This window comes from Andreprevotia lacus DSM 23236 (assembly GCF_900176275.1).
Taxonomy (GTDB): Bacteria; Pseudomonadota; Gammaproteobacteria; order Burkholderiales; family Chitinibacteraceae; genus Andreprevotia; species Andreprevotia lacus.
In genome coordinates, this window is sequence record NZ_FWXD01000013.1 from 84,509 (window position 1) to 106,413 (window position 21,905).

25 protein-coding genes are annotated in these 21,905 nt (G+C 62.2%); 16 read left to right on the plus strand and 9 right to left on the minus strand.

Annotated features, from left to right (window positions below):
• The first annotated feature begins 24 nt into the window (after positions 1 to 24).
• Entirely contained in the window at positions 25 to 2,067 is a 2,043-nt protein-coding gene (locus B9A19_RS12185; protein WP_084091071.1) for a M3 family metallopeptidase, read from the plus strand.
• 56 nt (positions 2,068 to 2,123) lie between these two features.
• Here B9A19_RS12185 and B9A19_RS12190 read toward each other — a convergent pair whose 3' ends face one another.
• From B9A19_RS12190 to fur, 3 genes are read right to left on the minus strand one after another with little or no spacing between them, the layout of a single operon-like run.
• Positions 2,124 to 2,837: an arginyltransferase gene (locus B9A19_RS12190; protein ID WP_084091072.1), complete on the minus strand. Its 714-nt coding sequence runs from the start codon at positions 2,835 to 2,837 to the stop codon at positions 2,124 to 2,126.
• Positions 2,834 to 3,544: a leucyl/phenylalanyl-tRNA--protein transferase gene (gene aat, locus B9A19_RS12195; RefSeq protein ID WP_084091073.1), complete on the minus strand. Its 711-nt coding sequence runs from the start codon at positions 3,542 to 3,544 to the stop codon at positions 2,834 to 2,836. The genes B9A19_RS12190 and aat overlap by 4 nt, the downstream gene beginning before the upstream one ends.
• Before the next feature lie 7 nt (positions 3,545 to 3,551).
• A complete protein-coding gene (gene fur, locus B9A19_RS12200) occupies positions 3,552 to 3,971 on the minus strand; it encodes a ferric iron uptake transcriptional regulator (protein ID WP_084091074.1) in 420 nt (139 codons plus the stop codon).
• Between the two features lie 84 nt (positions 3,972 to 4,055).
• Here fur and B9A19_RS12205 point away from each other — a divergent pair, with 84 nt between their 5' ends.
• Positions 4,056 to 4,427 carry an outer membrane protein assembly factor BamE gene (locus B9A19_RS12205; RefSeq protein WP_084091075.1) on the plus strand — a complete coding sequence of 124 codons (372 nt, stop codon included), beginning with the start codon at positions 4,056 to 4,058 and terminating at the stop codon, positions 4,425 to 4,427.
• An 18-nt stretch (positions 4,428 to 4,445) separates the two neighbouring features.
• On the plus strand, positions 4,446 to 5,246 hold the full coding sequence (dapB, locus tag B9A19_RS12210) for a 4-hydroxy-tetrahydrodipicolinate reductase (protein ID WP_084091076.1): 801 nt from the start codon (positions 4,446 to 4,448) through the stop codon (positions 5,244 to 5,246).
• A gap of 290 nt (positions 5,247 to 5,536) precedes the next feature.
• On the opposite strand, the gene B9A19_RS12215 is transcribed toward dapB, so the two are convergent.
• Entirely contained in the window at positions 5,537 to 6,808 is a 1,272-nt protein-coding gene (locus B9A19_RS12215) for a BaiN/RdsA family NAD(P)/FAD-dependent oxidoreductase (protein ID WP_281249568.1), read from the minus strand.
• Between B9A19_RS12215 and B9A19_RS12220 the strand changes: the two genes are divergently transcribed.
• From B9A19_RS12220 to B9A19_RS12235, 4 genes are all read left to right on the plus strand, one after another.
• Positions 6,800 to 7,402 carry a hypothetical protein gene (locus B9A19_RS12220; protein WP_084091077.1) on the plus strand — a complete coding sequence of 201 codons (603 nt, stop codon included), beginning with the start codon at positions 6,800 to 6,802 and terminating at the stop codon, positions 7,400 to 7,402. The two genes, B9A19_RS12215 and B9A19_RS12220, sit on opposite strands and share 9 nt — an antisense overlap.
• Positions 7,399 to 8,034 carry a DUF924 family protein gene (locus B9A19_RS12225; protein WP_084091078.1) on the plus strand — a complete coding sequence of 212 codons (636 nt, stop codon included), beginning with the start codon at positions 7,399 to 7,401 and terminating at the stop codon, positions 8,032 to 8,034. The genes B9A19_RS12220 and B9A19_RS12225 overlap by 4 nt, the downstream gene beginning before the upstream one ends.
• Before the next feature lie 79 nt (positions 8,035 to 8,113).
• Complete coding sequence (locus B9A19_RS12230) at positions 8,114 to 8,911, plus strand: Cof-type HAD-IIB family hydrolase (RefSeq protein ID WP_084091079.1); 798 nt, start codon at positions 8,114 to 8,116, stop codon at positions 8,909 to 8,911.
• Between the two features lie 101 nt (positions 8,912 to 9,012).
• Positions 9,013 to 9,492: a tetratricopeptide repeat protein gene (locus tag B9A19_RS12235; protein ID WP_084091080.1), complete on the plus strand. Its 480-nt coding sequence runs from the start codon at positions 9,013 to 9,015 to the stop codon at positions 9,490 to 9,492.
• Between the two features lie 72 nt (positions 9,493 to 9,564).
• Here the strand turns inward: B9A19_RS12235 and B9A19_RS12240 are convergent, their stop codons facing one another.
• Both B9A19_RS12240 and B9A19_RS12245 read right to left on the minus strand, forming a co-directional pair.
• A complete protein-coding gene (locus B9A19_RS12240; RefSeq protein WP_084091081.1) occupies positions 9,565 to 11,181 on the minus strand; it encodes a methyl-accepting chemotaxis protein in 1,617 nt (538 codons plus the stop codon).
• Positions 11,182 to 11,253: 72 nt separating this feature from the next.
• Positions 11,254 to 11,907: a carbonic anhydrase gene (locus B9A19_RS12245; protein WP_245804335.1), complete on the minus strand. Its 654-nt coding sequence runs from the start codon at positions 11,905 to 11,907 to the stop codon at positions 11,254 to 11,256.
• A gap of 154 nt (positions 11,908 to 12,061) precedes the next feature.
• Between B9A19_RS12245 and B9A19_RS12250 the strand changes: the two genes are divergently transcribed.
• From B9A19_RS12250 to B9A19_RS12280, 7 genes are all read left to right on the plus strand, one after another.
• Positions 12,062 to 12,505, plus strand: coding sequence for a MarR family winged helix-turn-helix transcriptional regulator (locus B9A19_RS12250; protein WP_084091082.1), 444 nt, complete (start codon positions 12,062 to 12,064; stop codon positions 12,503 to 12,505).
• A gap of 121 nt (positions 12,506 to 12,626) precedes the next feature.
• The gene (locus B9A19_RS12255; protein WP_084091083.1) at positions 12,627 to 13,190 is read left to right on the plus strand and encodes a cytochrome b; all 564 of its coding nucleotides are present in this window, start codon (positions 12,627 to 12,629) and stop codon (positions 13,188 to 13,190) included.
• Positions 13,187 to 13,738, plus strand: a complete 552-nt coding sequence (locus B9A19_RS12260) for a YceI family protein (protein ID WP_084091084.1) — start codon at positions 13,187 to 13,189, stop codon at positions 13,736 to 13,738. The genes B9A19_RS12255 and B9A19_RS12260 overlap by 4 nt, the downstream gene beginning before the upstream one ends.
• Positions 13,739 to 13,769: 31 nt before the next feature.
• On the plus strand, positions 13,770 to 14,339 hold the full coding sequence (locus B9A19_RS12265) for a YceI family protein (protein WP_084091085.1): 570 nt from the start codon (positions 13,770 to 13,772) through the stop codon (positions 14,337 to 14,339).
• A 169-nt stretch (positions 14,340 to 14,508) separates the two neighbouring features.
• Positions 14,509 to 14,940, plus strand: a complete 432-nt coding sequence (locus B9A19_RS12270) for a hypothetical protein (protein WP_139798806.1) — start codon at positions 14,509 to 14,511, stop codon at positions 14,938 to 14,940.
• Positions 14,937 to 15,269 carry a hypothetical protein gene (locus B9A19_RS12275; protein ID WP_084091087.1) on the plus strand — a complete coding sequence of 111 codons (333 nt, stop codon included), beginning with the start codon at positions 14,937 to 14,939 and terminating at the stop codon, positions 15,267 to 15,269. The genes B9A19_RS12270 and B9A19_RS12275 overlap by 4 nt, the downstream gene beginning before the upstream one ends.
• Positions 15,266 to 16,009, plus strand: a complete 744-nt coding sequence (locus B9A19_RS12280) for a nucleotidyltransferase domain-containing protein (RefSeq protein ID WP_084091088.1) — start codon at positions 15,266 to 15,268, stop codon at positions 16,007 to 16,009. The genes B9A19_RS12275 and B9A19_RS12280 overlap by 4 nt, the downstream gene beginning before the upstream one ends.
• Before the next feature lie 9 nt (positions 16,010 to 16,018).
• Here B9A19_RS12280 and B9A19_RS12285 read toward each other — a convergent pair whose 3' ends face one another.
• Positions 16,019 to 16,927 (minus strand): LysR family transcriptional regulator, encoded by a 909-nt coding sequence (locus B9A19_RS12285; protein WP_084091089.1) that lies wholly within the window; start codon positions 16,925 to 16,927, stop codon positions 16,019 to 16,021.
• 113 nt (positions 16,928 to 17,040) lie between these two features.
• Here B9A19_RS12285 and B9A19_RS12290 point away from each other — a divergent pair, with 113 nt between their 5' ends.
• Positions 17,041 to 17,739 (plus strand): pirin family protein, encoded by a 699-nt coding sequence (locus tag B9A19_RS12290; protein ID WP_084091090.1) that lies wholly within the window; start codon positions 17,041 to 17,043, stop codon positions 17,737 to 17,739.
• A gap of 50 nt (positions 17,740 to 17,789) precedes the next feature.
• Here the strand turns inward: B9A19_RS12290 and B9A19_RS12295 are convergent, their stop codons facing one another.
• Together B9A19_RS12295 and B9A19_RS12300 are read right to left on the minus strand one after the other, a co-directional pair.
• Positions 17,790 to 17,996 carry a hypothetical protein gene (locus tag B9A19_RS12295; RefSeq protein WP_084091091.1) on the minus strand — a complete coding sequence of 69 codons (207 nt, stop codon included), beginning with the start codon at positions 17,994 to 17,996 and terminating at the stop codon, positions 17,790 to 17,792.
• Between the two features lie 219 nt (positions 17,997 to 18,215).
• Entirely contained in the window at positions 18,216 to 20,894 is a 2,679-nt protein-coding gene (locus B9A19_RS12300; protein WP_084091092.1) for a bifunctional acetate--CoA ligase family protein/GNAT family N-acetyltransferase, read from the minus strand.
• Positions 20,895 to 21,021: 127 nt separating this feature from the next.
• Between B9A19_RS12300 and B9A19_RS12305 the strand changes: the two genes are divergently transcribed.
• Positions 21,022 to 21,885 carry a carboxylate/amino acid/amine transporter gene (locus tag B9A19_RS12305; protein ID WP_084091093.1) on the plus strand — a complete coding sequence of 288 codons (864 nt, stop codon included), beginning with the start codon at positions 21,022 to 21,024 and terminating at the stop codon, positions 21,883 to 21,885.
• Positions 21,886 to 21,905: the final 20 nt, after the last annotated feature.

Sequence of the window (21,905 nt, forward strand, 5' to 3'; positions counted from 1 at the left end):
TACAGATTCTACCCGAGACCTGCCATGTCCCAGACCAATCCCCTGCTCGACCTCTCCGGCCTGCCGCGTTACGACGCCATCCGCCCCGAACACGTCAACCCGGCGCTGGATGTGCTGCTGGAAGATGCCCGCAAGGCCGTTGCCGCTGCCGAAACGGTAGAGAACCCGACCTGGGACAACTTCGTTGCCCCATCCGAAGATGCCATGGAGCGCCTGGGCAGTGCCTGGGGCGCGGTGGCGCACCTGCAATCTGTCGTGATGACGCCCGAGCTGCGCGAAGTCTACAACGCCAACATCGGCCGCATTTCCAACTTCTATGCCGAGCTGGGCCAGAACGAAAACCTGTACGCACGCTGGAAGGCGCTGGCGGCCAGCGCCGACTTCGCCGGCTATAGCGAAACACGCAAGACCATCGTCGAACACGCGATCCGCGATTTCAAACTGTCCGGCGCCGAGCTGCCGGACGAGCAGAAAGAGCGCTTCATGCAGATTGAAGAGCGCTCGTCCGAGCTGACCAGCAAGTTCTCGCAAAACGTGCTGGATGCCACCGATGCGTTTGCACTCTACATCGACGACGAAAGCCAGCTGGCCGGCCTGCCGGATGACTGGAAGGCCGCCACGCGCGCCGCTGCCGAGGCAGAAGGCAAGGCCGGCTGGAAAATCACGCTGAAAATGCCAAGCTACCTGCCGGTGATGCAGTTTGCCGAAAACCGCGCGCTGCGCGAGCAGCTTTACCGAGCCTATGTGACGCGCGCATCCGAATTCGGCCCGGCAGAAAACGACAACACCCCGCTGATCAACGAAATCCACGCGCTGCGCCAGGAAGGCGCACAGCTGCTGGGCTTCAACAATTTCAGCGAAGAATCGCTGGCTACCAAGATGGCCGAATCGCCGGCCCAGGTGCTGGGCTTTTTGCGCGATCTGGCACAACGCGCCAAACCGCACATGCAATCCGACCGCGCCGAAATGGAAAGCTGGGCCAAGGCCAATCTGGGCTATGCCACGCTGGAAGCATGGGATGTGGCCTTTGTGTCCGAGCGCATCCGCGAACAGAAATACGCGTTCAGCGAGCAGGAAGTAAAACAGTACTTCACCGAGCCGACCGTGCTGTCCGGCCTGTTCCACCTGATCGAAACGCTGTACGGCCTGCAGTTCGTGCCGGCCGAGGCATCGGTATGGCACAAGGATGTGCGCTTTTACCGCCTGCAGAACAAGGACGGCAGCGAAGTGGGCGGCCTGTTCGTCGACCTGTATGCGCGTGAGGGCAAGCAGGGTGGCGCGTGGATGAACGACGTGCGCGGCCGCCGCAAGCTGGCCGATGGCTGCATCCAGACCCCGGTGGCGCTGATCGTGTGCAACTTCGCGCAGGGCGTAGACGGCAAGCCGGCGCTGCTGCCGCACGATGACGTGATCACCTTGTTCCACGAAATGGGCCATGCGCTGCACCACCTGCTGACCGAGGTGGATGAGCTGTCGGTCGCCGGTATCTCGGGCGTGGAGTGGGATGCGGTCGAACTGCCCAGCCAGTTCATGGAGAACTTCTGCTGGGAATGGCAGGTACTGCCCAAGCTCACCCACCATATTGACAGCGGCGAGTCGCTGCCGCGCGCGCTGTACGACAAGATGCTGGCGGCCAAGAACTTCCAATCCGGCTCAATCATGCAGCGCCAGCTGTATTTCTCGATCTTCGACATGGCGCTGCACGGCGACACCAGCCAGGTAAACGCACAGGCACAGGCCACCGCCATCCAGCAGGAGCTGGGCATTCCGCTGCCACCAGACTACAACCGCTTCCCGCAGTCGTTCAGCCATATCTTTGCCGGCGGCTACGCAGCAGGCTATTACAGCTACAAGTGGGCGGAAGTGCTGTCGGCCGATGCCTATGCGGCGTTCGAGGAAGAAGCCGAGCAAAGCGGCAGCGTGGTCGATCCGGCCGTGGGCGCCCGCTTCCGCGCCGAAATCCTCGCCCGCGGCGGCAGCCGCCCGGCGCTGGAATCGTTCAAGGCCTTCCGCGGCCGCGCGCCAGAGATTGATGCGCTATTGCGGCATAATGGCCTGGCTGGCTAAGCGAGCCACATCAAAAAAGGGCGCCCAATGGCGCCCTTTTTTGCTTTCCAGGGCAATCAAAGCCTGACCCAGTGCCCATCCACAAGTCCTTCAATCGGGTGGTATTGCGTCTTGTATTCCATCTTGCGGCAGCCGTTGATCCAGTAGCCCAGATACACATACGGCAGGCCGAGCTGACGGGCGAGGCCGACTTGCCACAGGATGTTGAACACGCCAAAGCTGGCGCCTTCCACATCCGGGTCGTAAAAGGTGTAGACGGAAGAGAGCCCGTCGTCGAGCTGGTCGATCAGGCTGACCATGCGCACGATGCCGCTTTCGCGGAATTCGGCCATGAAGCTGGCGACGTTGCTTTTGAGGATGAAGCTTTCGTACTGCTCGCGGCCGTCCTTGTCCATGCCGCCGCCGGTATGGCGCACGGCCTGGTAGCGCTGGTAGAGCTGAAAGTGCGCTTCATCGTAATTAAGACCCAGCAAGCGGGTCTTGAGCGGCGCATGGCGTTTTTGCACCCGGCGCTGCGTGCGATTGGGTTCGAACTCGTCCACCGGCACACGCACCGGCACGCAGGCCTTGCAGGCATCGCAATGCGGTCGGTAGACAAACTGCCCGCTGCGGCGGAAGCCCAGTTGCACCAGCTGGCTGTAGGCACGCGTATCGATCAGCTCGGACGGCACGGCCACCTGCGAGCGCGCCAGTTCGTCCGGCAAGTAGCTACAGGGGTATGGCGCGGTGGCGTAGAACTGCAGCGGTATGGCGTGACCACGCGGGTTCATGCAAGCGGCTCCTGTCCGTTGTCTTTGCGGTATATCCATGGGCCTGGCTGATCCGGCTCGGTGATCAAGGTCTGCAAGCGCGCGGTGAAATCGTCGCGCGGAATCTCGCTGGCGCCAAAGCGCGCCAGATGCGCGGTATGCATCTGGCAGTCGATCAGGCCAAAGCCCTGCCCGGCCAGCCACTGCACCAGATGCACGAAGGCAATCTTGGAAGCATCGGGTTGTAAGGCGAACATGGATTCACCGTAGAACATTTTGCCGATGGCGACACCATACAAGCCACCGGCCAGTTTGCCGTCGATCCAGCACTCGGCCGAATGCGCATAGCCCAGCAGGTGCAAACGCGTATAGCCGGCAATGATGTCGTCGCTGATCCAGGTAGCCGGGTCGCCATCGCGCGGTGATGCGCAGCCACGCATCACGTGGGTAAAGGCGGTATCGAAAGTGACGGTATAGGGACGGTGGCGTATCACCTTGGCCAGCGAGCGCGGCACATGGATGGTGGCGGGTTCCAGCACCATGCGCGGGTTGGGGCTCCACCACAGGATGGGCTCGCCCGGCATGTACCACGGAAAAATACCCAGGCGGTAGGCCGCCAGCAGGCGGCCGGGCGACAGGTCACCACCTGCGGCCAGCAGGCCATTGGGCTCGGCTAGCGCGTGGCTCATCGGGGGGAACGGGGCGCTGCCCTCCAGCCACGCGATCATGGGGCGATCAGCGGCCCGCCTTGCACTCGGCACACACGCCGTACAGATACATTTCGTGATCCTGGATTTCAAAGCCGTGCTGCTCGGCAATCACGTCCTGGCGGCGCTCGATTTCCGGGTCGTAGAATTCTTCGACCTTGCCGCACTTCACGCACACCAGGTGATCGTGGTGCGTACCTTCGTTCAGCTCGAACACGGCCTTGCCGGTTTCGAAGTGGTGGCGCGTCAGAATGCCGGCCTGCTCGAACTGGGTCAGCACGCGATAAACCGTTGCCAGGCCGATATCGGTGTTCTCGGCGAGCAGCAAACGATAGACGTCTTCAGCCGTCATGTGGCGCTGTGCGCTGGTTTCAAACAGGTTGAGTATCTTCAGGCGCGGGCCGGTTGCCTTCAGGCCCATGTCTTTCAGATCGGATGCTTTGCTCATGTTGCTCTCTGCCCCGGTGGCGGTTCTGGCTGTGGTACCGGTATCATATCGTTTCCACTCCGCAGCCACCAAACGACACCCAGCATGGTCAAACACGCGCTCGCACTGCTTTCCGCTGCAATGCTGCTTTCCGCATGCAATGCAATCACTCCCTACAAGCTCGACATCCCGCAAGGCAATGAGGTTACTGCCGATCAGGTTACGCTGCTCAAGGTCGGCATGACGCGCACGCAAGCACGCTTCGTGCTGGGTACGCCCTTGCTCACCGATCCCTTCCACGCCAACCGTTGGGACTACATCCTGTCCAACGCCAAGGGCGGCAAGCTGATCGAGAAGAAAACCTTCACGGTGTTCTTTGAAGGCGACACCGTCAGCCGCTGGGAAGGCGAAACACTGCCCGCACCGGCCAAAGTGGACGGCAACGAGTTTGTCGTTACTCCCGAATTGCAAAAGTAAACCGGACTCACCTCTGCCATGACCATCAAGATTGCCATTGCCGGCAGCAGCGGCCGCATGGGCCGCATGCTGATCGAAGCCACCGCCAACGCAGATGATTGCGTATTGCACGCTGCGCTGGATCGCGCTGGCAGCGCAGCCGTCGGCAGCGACGCCACCGCCTTTCTGGGCAAGGACTGCGGGGTGAAAATCACCGATCAGCTCGACGCGCTGGCCGGCGCCGACGTGCTGATCGACTTCACCCGTCCCGAGGGCACGCTGGAGCACCTGGCCAAGTGCCGTGCGCTGGGCGTGAACATGATCATCGGCACCACCGGCTTCGATGAAGCCGGCAGCGCCGCGATCGAGGCGGCCAGCAAGGACATCGCCATCGTGCACGCCTACAACATGAGCGTGGGCGTAAACCTGCTGGTGAAATTGCTGGAGGTGGCCGCCAAGGCGCTGTCTACCGGCTACGACATCGAAGTACTGGAAATGCACCACCGCATGAAGGTCGATGCACCGTCCGGCACCGCGCTGATGCTGGGCAAGGCCGTGGCCGATGCGCTGGGGCGCGATCTGAAGGACTGTGGTGTGTTCGCGCGTGAAGGCATTACCGGCGAGCGCGATCCATCGTCGATCGGTTTTGCCGCCCTGCGTGGCGGCGACGTGATCGGCGACCACACGGTGATCTTTGCCGGCATGGGCGAGCGCATCGAAATCAGCCACAAGGCGAGCAACCGCAACATCTACGCCAGCGGCTCGCTGCGTGCGGCGCGTTTCCTCGCCGACAAGAAGGTTGGCTTCTTCGACATGCAAAACGTGCTGGGCGTGAACTAAGCTCGAGAGCAAGAAAAAAGCCGGCGCAATGCCAGCTTTTTTTGCCCCGCGCGGGGCGGAAAAGAGAACGGGGCGCCGGACTGGGCACCCCGTGGGTCTTCGGGTTTGTTCAAGCAATTGCGGATTACCTGCCGGAACCCTGAACGGGTTCTGTGCTGCGGATCACTCGGATCCGTGGAAACATCAAGCGCCTGTACCTAGGAGAAAGAACAAGTTACCTTCCATTCATCAACAACGGCCAATCCGCAACCCGTCGACAGTTCCAAATTAGCACCGCCCGCCCCGCAGCGCTAGGCATTCAGGCCCGCCACATGGCCGGACGACCAGGCCCACTGGAAGTTGTACCCCCCCAGCCAGCCGGTGACATCCACCACTTCTCCGACGAAATACAGCCCGGGGACGGCTTTTGCCATCATCGTCTTCGAATCGAGCGCCTGCGTATCCACCCCGCCACGCGTCACTTCGGCCTTTTTGTAGCCGGCACTGCCCGACGGACGGAGCACCCAGCGGCGCAGCTTTTCCTTGAGTGCGCTCACCTGCTTGGGCGACAGCTGCTTGAGTGGCCGCGTACGCATCTCTTCGTCCAGCCAGGCGTCGATGAAGCGCCGCGGCAGCAGTTCGCCCAGCACATTGCCCACATGGGCATCGCGGCTGGCTGTGGCAAAGAATTCGTCCAGATCGCACTCGGGTGCCAGGTCGAGCACGATCTCGCCACCCGGCTGCCAGAAGCTGGAAATCTGCAAAATGGCCGGCCCGGACAAGCCGCGATGCGTCACCAGGCTGGCCTCGCGAAAGCGCGTCTTGCCACTGCTGGCAATGGTGTCCTCCAGCGCGACGCCGGAAATCTCGGCCAACAGGCTTTCCGGCGGCAGTTGCAGCGGCACCAGTGCGGGCGCGGTTTCGATCAGGTTCAAGCCGAACTGGCGTGCAATGTCATAGCCAATGCCGGTGGCACCGATCTGCGGAATCGACAGCCCGCCGGTGGCTACGATCAATGCCTCGGCCTGCCAGACCTCCTCACCCGCCTCGACGATGAACTGACCGCCTTCATGGCGGACGCCCGCCACGGCGGTCCCCATGCGCCACGTCACCAGACCGCGCTCGCACTCGGCCTTGAGCATGTCGATGATGGCGCCGGAATGCTGGTCGCAAAACAGCTGGCCCAGTGTTTTCTCGTGCCAGCCCAGGCCATATGATTCGACCAGCGCGATGAAGTCATGCTGCGTGTATTGCCTGAGTGCGGATTTGCAGAAATGCGGGTTCTGCGACAGGTAGCACTCGGGCCGCACATTGAGATTGGTGAAATTGCAGCGCCCCCCACCCGAGATGCGGATTTTCTCCGCCAGCTTGGTGGCATGGTCGATCAGCACCACGCGGCGGCCACGCTGGCCAGCCGTTGCCGCCGCCATCATGCCGGCCGCACCGGCCCCCAGCACGATGACATCGCAAGTCTTGTTCAAGTCATGCACTCCGTGTTCAAGCGTGCATTGTACCGGCAGCGCAAGCCGCGCTGATGCGTTTAAACTGCGGTTTTCCGCCTGCCGGAGCCGTTCATGCGCCACCTGCTGCTTTGCCTGCTGTTTGCCACCCCGCTGGCCTGGGCCGACGGACTGGTGCTGTCCAGCGCCAACACCGCACCAGCACTGGCACCGCTGCAGACGCTGCCGGCACAGCAAAGCGTGACCGTGAGCATTGGCAAGCTGCTGGTGGCCGACCTGCAAGGCAATCGCTGGCTCAAATTCGGCCCGGGCTGCAGCGCCAGCCTGGCACAATCCGGCTGCGCGGCCAGCCAGCCACTACCGGCCAATCTGCGCGCGGTGCTGACCCGGCTGCCGGAAACGCTGGCCGCCATCGCCGCCTTTGACGACAGCCTGCCCAGCCGCACCATCAGCCCGCTACTGACCCGCGCCGCACAACAGGGCGCCCAGCTGCGCAAGACGCTGGGCGACGAAGCCGCGCTGCTGTATTTGCTCGATGCACAGGTCAGGCTGCAGGATGGCCAGGGCGTGCAGCAATCGCTGAACCAGCTGGCGCTGCTGTGGCCGGACAACAAGCAGATCGGCGCCTTGCTGGCCCACGTGCGCCGGCTGGGGCTGGCCGTGGCCGCACCACCGGTCGGCGCGCAAGTCGTTGTCAAACCACTGGAGTTGCAATGACCCGTCTAATCAAGCGCAGCAGCCCCGAGGGCAAGGTGAAATCGGGCCGCACACCACCGGGCAAGGCGCTCGCCAGCCCGGCCGACGTGCTGGATTTCTGGTTCGGCCCCGCGCCGCTGCAGGCACGCAATGCATGGTTCAGCAAGGATGATGCGTTTGATGCGCAGATCGCCCAGCGCTTTGGCGCCACCTTGCAGGCCGCCGCCGAAGGGCGTTGCGACCACTGGGCCAGCGATGCAGCCGGCGCACTGGCGCTGGTAATCGTGCTCGATCAATTTCCGCGCAATCTGCACCGTGGCAGTGCCGCAGCCTTTGCCTGCGATGCCAAAGCCAGAACGGTAGCCAACGCCGCCGTGGAGGCCGGCTGGGCAGCGCAGCTGGCGCCGCTGCAGCAACTTTTCGTCTATCTGCCTTTTGAGCACTCGGAGCAACTGGCCGACCAGCAACGCGCCGTTGCGCTGATGGCGGCATGGCAGGACGACCCGGCGCTGGCCGGCTTTCATCACTATGCAGTGCTGCACCACGACGTGATCGCACGCTTTGGCCGTTTTCCGCACCGCAATGCGGTGCTGGGTCGCAGCAACACGCCCGAGGAAGCAGCGTATCTTGCCCAACCCGGGGCTGGCTTCTAGCCTTGTCTAGTGCATATCCCCGATGCAGGGCTGTGCGTGTAAGGAATACAATCATTCCTTCTGCCCAAAAGGTCTGCCCATGCCCAAGGTGATTGCCTCCGACCTCGATGGTACGCTGCTCGACGCCAATCACGCCGTCGATGCTTATACCGCCGAAACGCTGCAGACGCTGGAAGCGCAGGGCCTGCGCTTCATCATTGCGACCGGTCGCCATTATCTGGACGTGCGCGGTATCCGTGAGGTGCTGGGCATCCGTGCCTATCTGATCACCTCCAATGGCGCGCGCGTGCATGACCCGGACAATCAGCTGGTCCATGCCGAGAATCTGGAACCGGAATTCGCCCGCGCGCTTTGCCAGCCCGAATTTGCCGCCGGCACACGCCTGAATATCTACACCGACGATGACTGGCTGATCGACGCCGAGGATGAATGGCTGGCTGGCCTGCATCAGGATTCGGGCTTCACCTACCAGGTCAGCGACGTAGCGGGGCATAGCGGCGAAGGCGTGGCCAAGGTGCTTTACATTGCCGATCACGAATACCTGCTGGGGCTGGAAGAACGCATCCGCGAGCGCTTTGGTGACGAGCTGTATATCACTTTCTCGATGCCCGATTGCCTGGAAGTGATGGCGCCCACCGTGTCCAAGGGACATGCGTTGACCGTGGTACTGGGCGAGCTGGGCATCGCGGCCGACGATTGCGTGGCCTTTGGCGACGGGCTGAACGACCTGGAAATGCTGCAGACCGCCGGCCACCCGCGCCTGATGGGCAACGCCAACGCCAAGCTGGTGGCGCAGTTGCCCGACGTACTGCAGATCGGCGCCAATACCGAGGAAGGCGTGGCACGCCACCTGCGCGCGCTGTTCGACCTAAAGTAAGCGAACGGGCGGCATGCCGCCCGTCGTGCCACCGCCCTGTTGCGCCCCCTGCCGGGCCACGCTGCCGCCAAGATGAAGCAGATGCCCCGCAGGAGAGCAGCATGAAGATGCAATGGATGATGGCAGCGCTGCTGGCGCTAAGCGCCGGCGCCTGGGCTTCCGGCGGTGGCGGTGGCGGTGGCGGTGGCGGTGGCGGTGGCGGTGGCGTCAGTACTCAAGGCGGGCAAGCTGCACAAGTCAAGCAACAACTTGATGCCAAGCGCTGGGATGCCGCGCTGGCCAACCTGGCCAAGCTGCGCGCCAAGGAACCGGACAATGCCGAATGGTGGAACCTGACCGGCTACGCCGAGCGCAAGCGCGGCAACTTGGCCGCCGCCTTCCCGGCTTACCAGCAGGCGCTGAAGCTCGACCCCAACCATCTGGGCGCGCATGAGTATCTGGGCGAGGCCTATCTGCAGAACAATCAGCCGGCAGAGGCGGAACAACAACTGGCGCAGCTGAAAACACTGTGCGGCAATTGCGAGCAATATCAGGACCTGGCCGAAGCGCTGCAGGACTATCGCGCCAAGCACCCGCAGTAGACACAACGGCCCGCACAGCAAGGCCACAAAAAAACGGCGCCCTTGGCGCCGTTTTTTATTTCGCAGTCTCACTCACACGCGATAGCGCGAAATCGTCTCCTGCAACTGGCGCGAAATCTGCCGCAGTTGCTCGGCCGAGGTGGCCGTGCGCGATGCATTGGCATTGCTCTCTTCGCTCATGTGCGCCACGCGCTCGATCTGCTGCGCAATGCTGGTGCTGGCCGCGCTCTGTTCGCGCATGGCGGCAGAAATCTCGCTGACCTGATTCACCACCTGATCGCTGCCGGCACGAATCTGCCGGATGGCACCGCTGGCCTGCTGCGCCTGTGCCACGCCAGCCGTTACTTGCGCCACGGCAGATTGCATCGACGTCACCGTCTGGCTGGCTTCGGACTGGATCGCGCCCACGGTGCCGGCAATCTCCTGCGTGGACAGTGCGGTACGCTCGGCCAGCTTGCGTACCTCGTCGGCCACCACGGCAAAGCCGCGGCCCGATTCCCCGGCACGCGCGGCCTCGATGGCGGCATTCAGCGCCAGCAGATTGGTCTGGTCGGCAATTTCCTTGATCACGCTCACCACCGCATTGATGCTGGCGGTACGCTCTTTCAGGCTTTCGATCTGGCCGGCGGCGCTTTGCACCGTTTCGGCAATGCCGTTGATCTTGGCGATGGTGTTCTCGATCACCTCGCCGCCGCTGCCGGCCAGCTTGCCTGCCTCGCGCGCCTGATCGTCGGCACTGCCGGCACGATCGGCCACGTGGGTGACGCTGACGGTCATTTCCTCGACGGCGGCAGCCATGCCCGAGGTCGATTCACTCACATTGCGCGAGGCCGACGACATGCGGCTGGAGGCATCGGCCAGCTCGTTGGCCGACTGGCCCAGGCTGCTGCCCACCTGATGCAACTGGCGGAAACTGCCCTGCATCGCATCCAGCAAGCGGTTGAATGCATGCAGGGTCTGGTTTACTTCGTCGTCGCCCTGTGCATTCAGGCGGCGGGTGAAGTCATAGTCGCTGGACAGGCGCACCACCGCATCACGCAATTGCTGCAAAGGGCCGGTGACGCCGCGCACGATCAGCGTGCCGACCAGGAACACCGCGATGGCAGCCAGAATCGGCAGCACGATGCCAAAGGTCTGGCCAGTACTGATGGCAGAGCGCACGCTTGTGCGCGAATCAGCCAGCAGTTTGACGTTGTAATCGGATGCAATCTTGAGCGCAGCCAGCGCCAGATCGGCCTGCGGCCCGACCTTGCTGCTGATGGCCGTCTGCGCATCGCCGTAGTTGCCGTCCTTGGAGAGCTTGATGATCTCCGGCACCAGGGTGAAATACTTGTCGACCTCGTCACGCGCTTTTTTGATGTTGCCTTCGTCGGTCGGATCGCTCACATACTGCTTGAGATAGGTATCGAACTGCTTGCCGATCTCGCCATGCAGGTTGTTGAGGCTGGCCTCGGTCTTGTCCTTTTCGGCCATGTCACTTTGCAGCAGGTGCTGGTAGACGCTCATGCGCGATTGCATGAACTGCTGCTGCACCAGCGCCAGCGACTGCACCGAGGGCACGGTGTCATCCAGCATCTCGGTCGAATCGCTGCGTATGCGTGCCAGCATGATGCCGGACACCAGGGCCAGCACGATTACCGCCCCGACACCCAGGCCGCAAAGTGCATACAAACGAGTAGAGATTTTCACTGTGCTATTCTCTGTTTTTATTTATCAGCAAATGCTACTTCAGTCGGTGCGCCCAAGCGCCCTCGTGAGGCTTCAGCGTTGTATTTGCGCTACCAGCGGCACAAAACGGTGACTGCCACGATTGAATTCGTAGAGCGCACCTTCCTGAATGTCAAAGTACCAGCCGATCAACGAAAGCGTACCGGCTTCGACACGTTCGACGATGAAGGGGAAGCTCATCAGGTTGTCGAGCGAGACAATGATGGATGCCATTTCACAAGCGCGCAGTTGCTGCGCCGGCGTCTTGTGTGCCAGCTCGCTCAGCACTTGTTCGCGCGCCGGCAGCGCAATCTGCACCCATTTGCCAACAAAATTGGCCTCGGTCTTGGCGGTATAGCCGCGCATCAGGCCGCCGATGCCACCGCAACCGGAGTGACCGAGAATGATGATCTGCCGTACTTCGAGATCGCACACGGCGTATTCAATGGCTGCCGATACACCATGGTAAGTACCGTCGCGCTCGTAGGGCGGCACGAGGTTGGCCACGTTGCGCAGCACGAACAGATCGCCCGGATCACAATCGGTGAGCAGGGCCGGATCGACACGCGAATCCGAACAGCCGATCACCAGCGAGCTCGGATTCTGCCCGGTCTTGAGGCTGTCGAACAAGGAATGATGTTCGCCGAAATACTTGTGCTGGAAGCGACGGAAACCGCCGATGAACTTTTCGATATCCTGCAATTGCATCCCCGAGATGGCCTTTATGGCGTGGCGGCTGCCAACCAGTGATTCTACCGCGAATGACGCCGCAGCGACGATCCCGCACTCGCGCTCCGCGACTGTCGGCAAATCGTTCTAATTGAACTATTTTCAACACACAAATATCTGAGACTGGAAAAGCATGGCACGCGACCGATTTTTACCCCTGCTGCGCGAGCTGGCGCGCTGTTATCAGGCTTTCGAGCTGTGTTCGAGCCGGCACCTGCGCACGCTGGGGCTCACGCCAGCCCAGTTCGACATCATTGCCACGCTGGGTAATACGCCGGGCATGAGCTGCGGCGAGCTGGGAGACAAAACGCTGATTACCAAGGGCACGTTGACCGGCGTGATCGACCGTCTGGCATCGCGCGGGCTGCTGGAGCGCGAAGTCAGCCCGGTGGACCGGCGCAGCGTCATCGTCAAGCTCACGACGGCCGGCCACGCCTTGTTCGACGAGATATTCCCGGCCCACCTGGCGCATCTGCGCCGGTTTTTTGCACTACTGAACGACGACGACATGGCGCAGATGCAGTCGCAGTTCCTGAAACTGCGCCAGACCTTCGAGCAGGACCCGGACAAGCAATAAGATTCATATTTTTTGAACGTATTCTGCGGATTATTTCGCTATCAGGCAGAAAAGCCCGCTTTTATCATTACGGCAAGCATTCAGTCTGACTGAACAGCGACAACAAAAACTGGAGCGATTCATGAAGCGCTACTCCCTGATCCAGATCAGCCTGCACTGGTTGATCGCACTGTTGATCTTCGCCGCCTTCGGCTTGATCTGGTATTACGGCGACATGCAGATCACCTCGCCCGCCACCTTCAAGGCCAAGGCCGCCGGCATTGCCTGGCACAAGTGGGCCGGCATGTCGGTGTTGATCCTGTTTTTGCTGCGCCTTGTGGTACGCGTCAAGCAGGGCTCACCGGCACCGCTGGCGGGCCAGCCCAAGCTGCAGCTGCTACTGGCAGCCGGCGCGCATCACTTGCTGTATCTGTTGATGGCCATCGTGCCGCTGATGGGCTGGCTGATGAGCTCGGCCAAAGGCTACCCGGTCAAGCTGTTCAATCTGGTGCAACTGCCTGATCTGGTTGCCAAGAGCGACACCCTGGCCGAGCAACTGGAAGGGGCGCACGTATTCCTTGCCTACACGCTGCTGGTCATCGTTGGCCTGCATGCAGCGGCGGCACTGAAGCATCATTTCATTGATCGAGACGCCACCCTGCTGCGCATGCTGCCGGGCGGCAACAAAGGAGAAAACCAGGCATGAAAACCCTGATTACCCTGGCTGTCGCCAGCTTGCTCACCCTGCCGGCCTACGCAGCACAAACGCTGAACACAGGTAAAAGCAGCCTGACCTTCAACTTCAAGCAGATGGGCGTGCCGACCGATGGCCGCTTCAAGGCCTTTGGCGCCAATGTCGCCTTCGACGCCGCCAAGCCGGAAGCCACCAAGGCCGAGTTCACCGTCGATCTGGCCAGCGTGGACGTAGGCAGCAGCGACGGCAACAACGCCGCCAAGGGCAAGGCCTTCTTCAACACCATCGCCGGCCCGGCCAAGGCCACCTTCGTGGCCAAGTCGGTGAAGGCGCTGGGCGGCGGCAAGTTCGAAGCGCGCGGCCCGCTGACCATCAAGGGCATCACCAAGGACATCGTGTCGCAATTCACCGCCAAGACGGCTGGTGATGAAACCACGCTGGAAGGCAGCTTCCCGGTACTGCGCCTGCAATACAAGGTGGGCGATGGCGACTGGGACGATACCGAAGCACTGGCCGATGCGGTCACCGTGAAATACAAGTTCGTACTGAACGGCAAATAAGCCGTATTAACTTCCTCACTCGGAGCACACCATGAAAAAACTGCTTGCTGCTGCACTGCTGGGCGCCTTTGTTACCGCTGCCCAAGCCGCCCCGGTCACCTACGCGATCGATGGCTCGCACACCTATTCGAGCTTTGCCATCAACCACTTCGGTTTCTCGACCGTGGTTGGCCGCTTCGACAAGACCAGCGGCACCGTGACCCTGGATGCCGAAAAGAAGACCGGCGCAGCCGACATCACCATCGACGCTGCCAGCCTGAACAGCGGCTGGCCGGCACGCGACAAGCACGTAAAGAGCGCCGACTTCCTCGACGTGGAGAAATTCCCGTCCATCACCTTCAAGTCGGACAAGTTCACTTTTGACGGCGACAAGCTGAGCAAGGTCGACGGCAACCTGACCATCCACGGCGTGACCAAGCCGGTGACCCTGACCGTGGGCACCTTCAAGTGCGTGGACAGCCACCCGATGATGAAGAAACCGTGGTGCGGCGCAGATGCCACCGCCACCATCAAGCGCAGCGACTTCGGCGTATCGGCCTATGTGCCGAACGTCGGCGACGAGCTGAAGCTGACCATCGAAATCGAAGCCGGCAAGCAATAACCGCCACCAGCAAAGCCCTGCTGGCTGCGCTCGCTGGCCGTACGGTTTTGTGCTGTCTGCGTTTCGCGCGCCTTGCCAGCACCGTTGCACTGGGCTTTGCTAGCGGCTTGACGCCCTTTGAATGAAGAAAAAACCCGCTTGCTAGCGGGTTTTTTCTTATCATGGCTGCGTGCGACACCCCATCCGGCCCAAGCCCATCACCCGGCAGTTGATCGCCGCGCTCCGCAGGCGCTGGCAGCGCTTTGCCGCTACTTTCTCTAACCACATCAGCTTCGTCCCCGCGCATTATCAAGCACGCCCCTGCCAGGGCCGTGCATGGCGGCGTGCCTTTCCCGTCGCCGGCAAGCAGCACATCCGTCGCTTTTTGCAGCTGTTCACCGATGCTTTTGGTTTCCCTCAAAGCAGCGTACTGCGCTTCCGGCCAGACGACCCGGTGATGGAGGTCTATCGCGCGCTGTATCCGCGCAACGGAATGGATGCGATGGAGCTGGAACACTGGGCGCTGTCCCTGCAACGGCATTACGCGCTGGGCGCACAGGCAATCTGGCGTGACAACCTCACCCTTGGCGAGCTATTTGCCATGACGGAACGACAACAATGATCGCCCCCGAACCCTATCGCAGTGCCTATCTGGCCGTGGTGCACCAGGCCATCCTCACTTCGCGCTGGCTGGCCTTTCGCAACCAGCGCCTGCCGCAACGCCTGTTTGCGCGGCAGCACATCGCTCACATTGCCGCACTGCAGGATGCAATCCATGTCATCGTCGAACTGCTTAACCAATGGGAGCGCTGCGACGAACCCGCACTGCGCCGCAATCATCTCGCGGCCTATGACAGCCGCTGGGTGGGCAAGCATGCCGACGCGGTCAGCCTGATGGCGCTGCTGGAATCCCGCCTGAACACCCCCGCAACGGAAGCACCTGCCGCATGAGCACCTTCAGCCTGCCCGAGCCCCCCGCCACGCTGCCACCGCACTACCTGCCGGCACTGGAACACGCCATCGCCCACATCGACGCTACGTTCGACCCGCTGGCCATTGTCGTTTCCGGTTCCATCCTGCGCGGCAATCCCGACCCCGGCAGCGATTTCGATATCCATGTGCTGTGGTCACTCCCGCAGCGCCGCCGCATCCAGTTGCGCTTTGACGGCGTGCCGGCCGAGATTTTCCTCAACCCGCCAGCCTGGCTGGCGCGCTACCTGCAGGATGAGGCACAACAAGGCCGCCCGCTCACGGCGGACATGCTGGCCAGCGGCTGGCTGATCCGCGATCGGGATGGCCAGATGCAGACCTTTATCGAGATGGCGCGCCACCAGCTGGCCGCCGGCTGGCAAGTCTCTGCCGACACGCTGCAGCGCATGCGCTATGAGGCTGCGCTGCTGTTTGAAGATGCCGCCGAAGTTTTCGTCCGCGAGCCGTACACCGCACGCCTGCTGCAAGCCAGCGCCATCGAGGCCGGGCTACGTTGCTGGTTTGCCGGCCAGCAGCGCTTTCTGCCCCGCCCCAAGCAACGCCTGGCAATGCTGGCCGATGCGGCGCCTAAACTGCACGCGTTGCTGATTGAAGCCATGCAGGCATCCACCGACCATGCCCCGGCAGCTACACTGGCCTTGGCACGTGCGCTGATCGGCGCGGAAGGCTTTTTCTGCTGGGATAGCGGCGACCAGCCCTGATACACCGATCTACCCCGCCAGCCACGCATTGATGGTCTCATCCTGCACCAGCCGGTCCAGCCACCAGCGCAGTGCCTTGCCGGTGCCGCTGGTGCGCCAGGCGGCATGCATGCGCGGTTCGGGGCGGGCTTCCTGGATGACTTTCTCGACCAGCCGGCCATCGGCCAGATACGGCGCGGCGGCCGAGCGCAGCAGATAGCCGCAGCCCAGCCCGGCGATCTGGGCCGAGAGTTTGGCAGCCGCATCCGGTACGGTCAGCGTGGGCTGGCCGGCAAGGATGCCGACCGTGCGCGGCAACAGGGTGCGAGCGGAATCGGCAATCGCCACCACACGGTGTTCGCGGATCAGGCTGGCCGGCAGCGGCTCGGGCTGGCTGGCCAGTGGGTGGTGCGGCGCCACGGCAAAGACAAAGTTCATTTCACCGAATACGTGCGTGGCATAGCCACCGCCGGCCGGCGCCTCGTTGGCGGCGCCGATGACCAGATCGGCGCGGTTGTCGGCCAGTGCATCCCAAGCGCCGGCCAATGCCTCGCGCGACAGGCGGATGCGCGTGCCCGATTCCAGCGTATCGAACTCGGCCAGCATGGGCCAGAGCAACTCGACCGGCAGCAACACATCCAGCGCGATGCGCAGCTCGGTTTCCCAACCGGTGGCCACGCGCTTGACGCGACATTCGATGTCGTTGGCAGCGCGCAGCAGCAGGCGGCCATCTTCCAGCAGCGCCTGCCCTGCCTCGGTCAGCCGGGCGCGGTGCCCGCTGCGGTCGAACAACTGCACACCCAGATCGTCTTCCAGCTTCTTGATGGTGTAGGTCACCGCCGACGGCACGCGGTAGGTCTCTTCTGCCGCTGCGGCAAAGCTGCCCTTGCGGGCAATCGCGTCGATGATTTGCAGGGCTTCCAGGCTCAGGCGCAGCATGCGACTACCTCATCAATAATTTTGAATGAATATGTCTGAATTCTCCGCTATCAGCAGCATGAACCCAAGAATAATATGACTCCATCGCATCAATATTTTGCAAGGAGGCTCAAATGATCGTGCAACGCAAAGCCCATGAACGTGGTCACGCCAACCATGGCTGGCTGGACTCCTGGCACAGTTTCTCGTTTGCCGGGTATTACGACCCGGCGCACGTGCACTTCGGCCCGCTGCGGGTGATCAATGACGACCGTATCGCCCCTGGCATGGGTTTTGGTACCCACCCGCACCGCGATATGGAAATCATCACCTACATGCTGGCGGGCGAACTGGCGCACAAGGACAGCATGGGCAATGGTTCGGTGATCAAGACCGGCAGCGTGCAGCAGATGAGCGCAGGCACGGGCGTGCAGCACTCGGAATACAACGCGTCGAACACCACAGAAGCGCATTTGCTGCAGATCTGGATCATTCCGAACAAGGAAGGCGTCACGCCGTCCTATGCCGAGACCCAGTTCACCGCCGCCGACAAGCGCGGCCAGCTGCGGCTGATCGTGTCGGAAGACGGCCGCGAAGGCTCGATCCAGATCCACCAGAATGCGCGCATCCATGCCGGGCTGTTCGACGGTGACGAAGCCCAGCAGTGGGACGTCCCGGCCGGCCGGCGCGTGTATGTGCACCTGGCCAAGGGCAGGCTGCAGGTGAACGGGCTGGCGCTGTCGGCCGGTGACGCGCTGATGCTGACCGACGAAACCCGGCTCAGCCTGGACAACGGCCACGATGCCGATGTGCTGGTGTTTGAGCTGGATTGATGATCCTGTGCTTGCCCGCTAGAAAACCGGCCGCTGATGCTGCCGGTTTTTCATTCACGGCGGAACGGCGCATCCACCCAGTCTCGCTTGTCCCAGAACTGCTGCGGGTGGCGCGGGCGCGCCGCATTGTGGTCGGTCAGCGGATAGGCTGGCCAGCGCAGCAACGGCGCATCAGGACGGCCCTGGCGTTTTTTCAGGGCGGCCAGCGCCAGCCAGCTGGTGAGTAATGCAGCAACAACGGTATAGAAACGGATCACGGCAGCACCTCGTGGATGTAGTTTTGTCCGCAGCGCATTTTATCAACACGCCACACAACTACATTTAGCAAGAGCCATGCCCGGCAACGAATAGAAATAAATCAATTAAAAACAGAAAGTTAAAAACAAACCGCACTTTCTGAATCTGTTCGAACACGTACCAAAATGGCGCATGAACCGCCAAAAAACTACAAACTGGTGCGATAACCCTACAGCGGGCTAGAGCGTCTTCACCACCCACTTCAAGCCGTCATCTTCCGGGTGTGGCTGGATGGCGAAGCCCAGGTGGCGCATGAAGGCCAGCATGGTCTTGTTGCTGGTCAGCACTTCGCCCTCAACCGCGCTCAAGCCCTTGTCTCGCGCGGCGTTGAACAGCGCCTCCATCAGCTTTACCCCCAGCCCCTTGCCCTGCCACTGGTCGTTGATGACGATGGCGAATTCGCAACTGGTGTAATCCGGGTTCACCACGAAGCGCGCCACAGCAACGATCATTTCACCCTGCGCCCCCTCTACGCTGGCCACCAGCGCCATTTCGCGCGCGTAATCAAGCTGAGTGAAGCGCGCCAGCATCACCTGCGGCAAGGACTTCAGCGTGCTCATATAGCGGTTGTAGCGCGTCTCGTCCGACAGGTTGGCGACGAAGCTGTTGATCAGCTGCGCGTCCTCGGGGCGGATGGGGCGAATGGTCAGCGGCATGCCATTCTTGAGTTGCGTGACCTGCGCCAGATGCGACGGATACGGGTGGATGGCCATATGGCCGTAACGGCGGCGGTTCTCGGGCGGTGGTGCGACAATCACGCGCGCATCGACGGCAACTACGCCGCGCTCATCGGCAATCAGCGGGTTGATGTCGAGCTGCTGGATATGCGGCAGCTCGCACACCATTTCCGAGACGCGCAGCAGCACGGCCTTGACGGCATCCAGGTCGACTGCCGGCTGGTTGCGGAAGGTAGCCAGCATCTTCTTGACCTTGGTACGGCGTATCAGGTGATCGGCCAGCACTTCGTTCAGTGGCGGCAGCGCCACGGCCACGTCGTTGAATACTTCAACCGCAATACCACCGGAACCGAAGCTGATCGCCGGGCCAAAAGCACGGTCGGATGCGACGCCCACCATCAGCTCGCGGCCAAACTTGCGGCCGTGCATGGGCTGCACGGTCAAGCCGTGCAGCTTGTCGCCAAAGCGCTCCCGCGCGCGCGCCAGCATCTTGTTGGCTTCCGACGCCACCTGCACCAGGCTGGTCAGGTTGAGCGCCACGCCATCGACATCGGTCTTGTGCGCCAGCCCGTCGACATCGACCTTGAGCACCACCGGCAAGCCCATGCCCATGGCCGCGTTTACGGCATCATCGGCACTCTGCGCGCGCATGGTGAGCGTGACCGGAATATGGAAGGAGCGCAGCAGCGCCTTGGATTCGATTTCATCCAGCACGCTGCGCCCTTCGGCCAGTGCGCCGTCGATGATGGTCATGGCGGTTTCAAGATCAGGCGCCTCCCACTCGCCCAGCGGGCCCGGCGTCTGCAGCAGCAGCTGCTGGTTGTATTGCCAGGCCGCCAGCGAATAGAACACCTCCACCGCCTGCTCGGGCGCGTGGAAGTAGGCACAGTTGTGCTTGCCCAGCAGCTTGCGGCTGGCATCGACCTTCTTGCCGCCGATCCACGCCAGCAGCAGCGGTTTGTCGCTGCGCTTGCGCAAGGCAATCATCGCCTCGGCCGTGGCCATATGATCGGTGCCGGCTTGCGGGGTGAACACCACCAGCACGCCATCGACATTCGGATCATCCAGCACGGCTTCGGTCGTGGCATGAAAGCGCTCGGGCGGAGCATTGCCCAGGATGTCGATCGGGTTGGTGTGGCTCGATTGCGCCGGCAGCAGCAAATCGAGCTTGGCCGTGGTTTCGGCCGACAGTTGCGGCAGCTCGACATGCAGATCGCGCGCGCGATCCACTGCCATCAGTCCGGCACCAATGCCGTTGGTGATGATGGCAAGGCGGCGGCCACGGGTCTTGTACGAACCGCCCAGCACGCGCGCAGCGGTAAACAGCTGGTTGATCGAGCGCAGCCGCAGCACACCGGCACGGCGCAAGGCGCTGTCGAATACATCATCACGGCCGATCAGCCGCTCGGAGTGCGTGCGCGCCAGCTTCACCGGCTCGTCATAGCGGCCGACCTTGAGCACCATCACCGGCTTGGAGCGTGCCGCTGCCCGCAGTGCGGACATCAGGATGCGCGCATCGTGGACGTCTTCGATATACAGCAGGATGCTGTGCGTTTTCGGATCGGCCACCAGATAGTCGAGCGTTTCGCCCACATCGACATCCGCCGCACTACCCAGCGATACCACACTGGAAAAGCCGATATCGTGCGATTCCGCCCAGTCCAGAATGGCCGACGTCACCGACGACGATTGCGACAGCAGCGCCATGCTGCCGGGCTTGATCTTGCCCTGGTAATTGCCGGTGGCCAGCTTGCTGGCCGGCCGCGCCATGCCGAATACGGTGGGGCCGAGGATGCGGATATTGTATTGCCGGGCGCGGGCACGAATGCGATCGAGCAGGCGGCGCGATTTGGCATCGGTACCGACAAAGTCGAGCGACATGATGACCACCGCCTGAATGCCGGCCTTGCCGCAATCATCGATCAGGCCGGGCAGCGTTCTGGATGGCGTGGTGATGACCGCCAGATCGACCGGCTGCTTGATCTTGCGCACATCCTTGAAGGCGGGGATGCCCAGCACGGTGACGCGATTGAGGTTGACCGGAAACAGCTTGCCGCCCGGAAAGCCCGCCTCGACCAGATTGGCAAACACCGTAGTGCCGACCGCACCGGGGGTCTCCGACGCACCAATCACCGCCACGCTGCTGGGGTCGAACAAAGGTGTCAGGTAGTGTTGTTTCATCCGGCAGCCCGACGGAAAGACGTGATGTTCTTATTGTAAGTTACCAACGTGATGGTTTGGCTTGTGCAGTGCGGTATTTTTTCGCGGGTTTGCAACTGGCACAATCTGGCCTTTTTGGAGGGCTGCCATGCGCTACCTCGTCATCGTCACCCTGATCTGGGCACTGTCGTTCAGCCTGATCGGCGAATATCTGGCCGGCCGGGTCGACAGCGATTTTGCGGTGCTCACCCGCGTGCTGATTGCCGGCGCGGTCTTTCTGCCCTTTACCCGTTGGCGTGGCCTGCCCTGGCAGCGCATCGCCGGCACCATGGCAGCCGGGGCGCTGCAGTTCGGCATTACCTATCTGCTGCTCTACCGCGCCTTCCACCACCTGACGGTGGCCGAGGTGCTGCTGTTCACCATCTTCACGCCGATTTTCATCACGCTGCTGGACGACGCGTTTGCGCGCCGCTTCAACGCACTGGCCAGTGTTGCAGCGCTGCTGGCCATCGCAGGTTCGCTGGTGATCCGTTACAACGGCATCGCCGGCGATTTCCTCAACGGTTTCTTGCTGTTGCAACTGGCCAATTTCTCGTTCGCACTGGGCCAGGTGGGCTACAAGCATCTGGTACAGCGTTACCCCACTGCGCAGCCCGCTACCGCCAGTTTTGGCTGGTTCTTTGCCGGCGCCTTGCTGATTGCGCTGCCATCCTTCCTGCTGTTCGGCAATCCGGCCAAGCTGCCCGCCACCACACTGCAATGGAGCGTGCTGGCCTATATGGGTCTTGCCTCTTCGGCGCTGGGCTTTTACTGGTGGAACAAGGGCGCCACGCTGCTCGATGCCGGCACGCTGGGCGCCATGAACAATATGCACATCCCCACCGGCATCGCGCTCAACATGCTGATCTGGCAGCACCATGCCGACGTGCCGCGCCTGTTGCTGGGTGGCGGGCTGATGCTGCTGGCGGTGTGGCTGAACCAGCGCTGGCAACGCCAACATAAGGGGCGCTGATGCGCCTACCGATTGGCGGC

What these genes read in the sequence shown, in the direction of transcription:
- B9A19_RS12185 (WP_084091071.1), top strand. Translation starts at nt 25, where the DNA reads ATGTCCCAGACCAATCCCCTGCTCGACCTCTCCGGCCTGCCGCGTTAC.
- B9A19_RS12190 (WP_084091072.1), bottom strand. Translation starts at nt 2,837, where the DNA reads ATGAACCCGCGTGGTCACGCCATACCGCTGCAGTTCTACGCCACCGCG.
- aat (WP_084091073.1), bottom strand. Translation starts at nt 3,544, where the DNA reads ATGATCGCGTGGCTGGAGGGCAGCGCCCCGTTCCCCCCGATGAGCCAC.
- fur (WP_084091074.1), bottom strand. Translation starts at nt 3,971, where the DNA reads ATGAGCAAAGCATCCGATCTGAAAGACATGGGCCTGAAGGCAACCGGC.
- B9A19_RS12205 (WP_084091075.1), top strand. Translation starts at nt 4,056, where the DNA reads ATGGTCAAACACGCGCTCGCACTGCTTTCCGCTGCAATGCTGCTTTCC.
- dapB (WP_084091076.1), top strand. Translation starts at nt 4,446, where the DNA reads ATGACCATCAAGATTGCCATTGCCGGCAGCAGCGGCCGCATGGGCCGC.
- B9A19_RS12220 (WP_084091077.1), top strand. Translation starts at nt 6,800, where the DNA reads ATGCGCCACCTGCTGCTTTGCCTGCTGTTTGCCACCCCGCTGGCCTGG.
- B9A19_RS12225 (WP_084091078.1), top strand. Translation starts at nt 7,399, where the DNA reads ATGACCCGTCTAATCAAGCGCAGCAGCCCCGAGGGCAAGGTGAAATCG.
- B9A19_RS12230 (WP_084091079.1), top strand. Translation starts at nt 8,114, where the DNA reads ATGCCCAAGGTGATTGCCTCCGACCTCGATGGTACGCTGCTCGACGCC.
- B9A19_RS12235 (WP_084091080.1), top strand. Translation starts at nt 9,013, where the DNA reads ATGAAGATGCAATGGATGATGGCAGCGCTGCTGGCGCTAAGCGCCGGC.
- B9A19_RS12245 (WP_245804335.1), bottom strand. Translation starts at nt 11,907, where the DNA reads ATGCAATTGCAGGATATCGAAAAGTTCATCGGCGGTTTCCGTCGCTTC.
- B9A19_RS12250 (WP_084091082.1), top strand. Translation starts at nt 12,062, where the DNA reads ATGGCACGCGACCGATTTTTACCCCTGCTGCGCGAGCTGGCGCGCTGT.
- B9A19_RS12255 (WP_084091083.1), top strand. Translation starts at nt 12,627, where the DNA reads ATGAAGCGCTACTCCCTGATCCAGATCAGCCTGCACTGGTTGATCGCA.
- B9A19_RS12260 (WP_084091084.1), top strand. Translation starts at nt 13,187, where the DNA reads ATGAAAACCCTGATTACCCTGGCTGTCGCCAGCTTGCTCACCCTGCCG.
- B9A19_RS12265 (WP_084091085.1), top strand. Translation starts at nt 13,770, where the DNA reads ATGAAAAAACTGCTTGCTGCTGCACTGCTGGGCGCCTTTGTTACCGCT.
- B9A19_RS12275 (WP_084091087.1), top strand. Translation starts at nt 14,937, where the DNA reads ATGATCGCCCCCGAACCCTATCGCAGTGCCTATCTGGCCGTGGTGCAC.
- B9A19_RS12280 (WP_084091088.1), top strand. Translation starts at nt 15,266, where the DNA reads ATGAGCACCTTCAGCCTGCCCGAGCCCCCCGCCACGCTGCCACCGCAC.
- B9A19_RS12285 (WP_084091089.1), bottom strand. Translation starts at nt 16,927, where the DNA reads ATGCTGCGCCTGAGCCTGGAAGCCCTGCAAATCATCGACGCGATTGCC.
- B9A19_RS12290 (WP_084091090.1), top strand. Translation starts at nt 17,041, where the DNA reads ATGATCGTGCAACGCAAAGCCCATGAACGTGGTCACGCCAACCATGGC.
- B9A19_RS12300 (WP_084091092.1), bottom strand. Translation starts at nt 20,894, where the DNA reads ATGAAACAACACTACCTGACACCTTTGTTCGACCCCAGCAGCGTGGCG.
- B9A19_RS12305 (WP_084091093.1), top strand. Translation starts at nt 21,022, where the DNA reads ATGCGCTACCTCGTCATCGTCACCCTGATCTGGGCACTGTCGTTCAGC.